This is a genomic window from Chthoniobacter sp., from assembly GCF_040003245.1.
Taxonomy (GTDB): domain Bacteria; phylum Verrucomicrobiota; class Verrucomicrobiia; order Chthoniobacterales; family Chthoniobacteraceae; genus Chthoniobacter.
Genome location: NZ_JBDUCX010000394.1, coordinates 1 through 3,277 on the forward strand (window position 1 = coordinate 1; position 3,277 = coordinate 3,277).

Annotated in this window: 1 protein-coding gene; it reads right to left on the reverse strand. The window is 62.8% G+C overall.

Going from position 1 to position 3,277, the window contains the following annotated elements:
• Positions 1–219 precede the first annotated feature (219 nt).
• Positions 220–3,069 (reverse strand): aconitate hydratase, encoded by a 2,850-nt coding sequence (locus ABJF10_RS30115; protein WP_348548295.1) that lies wholly within the window; start codon positions 3,067–3,069, stop codon positions 220–222.
• Between the last annotated feature and the right edge of the window lie 208 nt (positions 3,070–3,277).

Consider the following 3,277-nt stretch of genomic DNA (forward strand, 5'->3'; position numbering starts at 1 on the left):
GGTTCCAAGTGTCGAGAATACCATCCATTGTCCAACTGATGATGGCGTCTCTACTGGACTCTACGATGGCTGCGAGCCGGGATTTATCAGCGGAAATCCGATCCTTCGGTGACGGGCCGCTGGACCTTCGCCCAGCTCGGCTCGGAACAGGGGTGCCAACGTCCGGTGGGTCCGGCGTCACAGCGTCCGACGTTTTAGATCGGGAATTTTGCATCGGCATTACGCGCGCAAGAGTTCGCTCAAGACGAATGGCAGGATGCCGCCGTGGCGGAAGTAGTCCACTTCGATCGCGGTATCAATGCGGCTGCGAAACGGCACTTCCTTCACCGACTCATCGCCGCGACGGATCGTGAGCGTGATCGTGCTCATTGGCTTCAAGTCATCCCCGAATCCTGTCAGGTCGTAAGTCTCGGTGCCATCGAGGCCGAGGGTCTGCGCGCTCACGCCGTCCGGGAACTGCAACGGAAGGACACCCATGCCGACGAGATTGGAGCGGTGGATGCGCTCGAAGCTTTGCGCGATCACGGCTTTGACCCCGAGCAGTTTCGTTCCTTTCGCCGCCCAGTCTCGGGAGCTGCCGGCCCCGTATTCTTGTCCGGCAAAGATGATCAGCGGGAGACCGGCGGATTGGTATTTGATTGCCGCGTCGTGAATCGGCATCACCGCACCGGCTGGCTGATATTTGGTCACGCCACCTTCGACGCCGGGGACCATGAGGTTCTTGATCCGCACGTTCGCGAAGGTGCCCCGTGTCATGACGCGGTCGTTCCCGCGGCGGCTGCCGTAGCTGTTGAAGTCCTCCGGCGCCACCCCGTGCTCGGTGAGATATGCGCCGGCCGGCGAACTCGGCTGGATGGCGCCCGCGGGACTGATGTGATCGGTGGTCACGCTGTCGCCGAAGATGCCGAGAGCGCGCGCGCCTTTGATCTCGGAGATCGTTCCTCCGTGGAGGTTAAATCCGGCGAAGAAGGGCGGCTCCTGGATGTAAGTGCTGTGCGGCTCCCATCCATAGACCTCTCCAGTGCTCGCGGGAATTTCGTTCCACTGCGGATTCTGGTTGGCGAAGTCGCTATAGAGCCGGCGGAAAACCTCGGGAGAGATCGTGCTCGCCGCGAGCGCGCGGATTTCCGCGAGCGTCGGCCAAAGGTCGCGGAGCAGCACCGGCTTGCCTTCCGGGTCGAAGCCGAGCGGGTCTCGCGTCATGTCGAAGTCGATGCGGCCCGCGAGTGCGAACGCGACGACGAGCGGCGGCGACATGAGGAAGTTCGCCTTGATCGATTGGTGAATCCGCGCCTCGAAATTGCGGTTGCCGCTGAGCACGCTGGCCGCGACGAGGTCGTGTTCGTGGATCGCCTCTTCGAGCCGGCGATGCAGCGGGCCGCTGTTGCCGATGCAGGTCGTGCAGCCGTAGCCGACGACGTTAAAGCCGAGGCGGTCGAGATAAGTCTGGAGGCCGGTCTTGTGAAGGTAATCGCTGACGACGCGGGAGCCGGGCGCAAGCGAAGTTTTCACCGCGGGGCTCACGGTGAGCCCGCGTTCGACGGCCTTCTTCGCGAGCAAACCGGCGGCGAGCATCACGCTGGGGTTGGACGTATTCGTGCAACTGGTGATCGCGGCGATGAGCACGGAGCCGTGCCCAATGTGGGTGTCGGCGGGGCGATAAGACGTGCGCTCCAATTGGCTCACGGGGGTCGGCCCCGGCCGGTTGGTGATCATCTCGACGACATTTTGCGGCGCACCTTCGCGCATGTGCGCGGCGCCGCTGTGGGCCTCGGTGGAGAAAGGATCAGGCGCGGCGTTGGGCGTGGAGCCCTCGATATGCACGGCCACTTTTTTCTCCAGCTCGTCCGCCGTCTTGCCGAATCCGCCATCGGCCAGCGCCTTGGTGCAGAGATCGGCGAAGGTGCTCTTCAAGTCCGGCAACTTGATGTGATCCTGCGGGCGCTTTGGGCCGGCTACGCCGGGGACGATGCCGGAGAGATCGAGTTCGAGATCGACGCTGTAGTCGCATTGGCCTTTGACCGGAATGCCCCAAAGGCCCTGAGCCTTGTAGTAGCTCTCGTAGGCGGCGCACAGCTCCTCACTGCGCCCCGTGCCGCGCAGATACTTGAGCGTTTCTTCGTCCACGCCGAAGAAACCCATCGTCGCGCCGTATTCCGGGACCATGTTCCCGATGGTCGCGCGATCCACCACCGGCAACGACTTCGCGCCCGGCCCGTAGAACTCGACGAACTTTCCGACGACCTTCGCCTTGCGCAGCATCTGCGTGACGTGCAGCACGAGATCGGTCGCGGTCACGCCTTCCTGAAGCGCGCCGAAGAGATGGACGCCGACGACTTCCGGCGTGAGAAAATACACCGGTTGCCCGAGCATGCCCGCTTCGGCTTCGATGCCGCCTACGCCCCAGCCGACGACGCCGAGGCCATTGATCATCGTGGTGTGCGAATCCGTGCCGACCAGCGTATCCGGGTAATAGACGCCGCCCTTCTCCAGCACACCCTTGGCGAGATATTCGAGATTCACCTGGTGCACGATGCCGATGCCGGGCGGCACGACGCCGAACGTCTTGAACGCCTGCTGGCCCCACTTGAGAAGCTGGTAGCGCTCGCGGTTGCGCTGAAATTCGAGGTCCAGATTCATCTGAAGCGCCGCGGGGGAGCCGAAGTAATCCACCTGCACCGAGTGATCCACCACGAGGTCCACCGGCACCAACGGCTCGATCATTTGCGGATCGCGCCCGAGCCTCGCGACGGTCGAGCGCATGGCCGCGAGATCGACGAGCAGCGGCACGCCGGTGAAGTCCTGCAAAACAATTCGCGCGACGAGGAATGGAATCTCGACTTGCGCGGGTGCCTTGGCGTCCCAGTTCGCCAGCCGTTGCACGTCCTCGGACGTGATCTTCCGGCCGTCGCAATTTCGCAGCAGCGATTCCAGGACGATCCGAATGCTCACCGGCAGCCGCGAGACCGGACCGACGCCAGCCTTTTCCAAGGCCGGGAGGGAAAAGAGCCGACCCTGTTTTCCGCCACCGATTTGGAAACTCTTAAGAGTGTTAAACGTGTTGTTCATAAGATCAGCGGTAGAAGCGCACCGTCCGGACTACGCTCGCGTCGCTTGGCGGAAAACAACGTCGCCGAATCCTGGACAGTCAATACTCGACGGCGTTCGCGATTCACCGCTTTCGCCCCGTTTTGCCACTGGACATCGCGACTTCAAAGCAGCAGCGCGGTCGCGCCCCGTGAATGCAGCGCTCTTTCACCGGCACCCCAATGAGTTC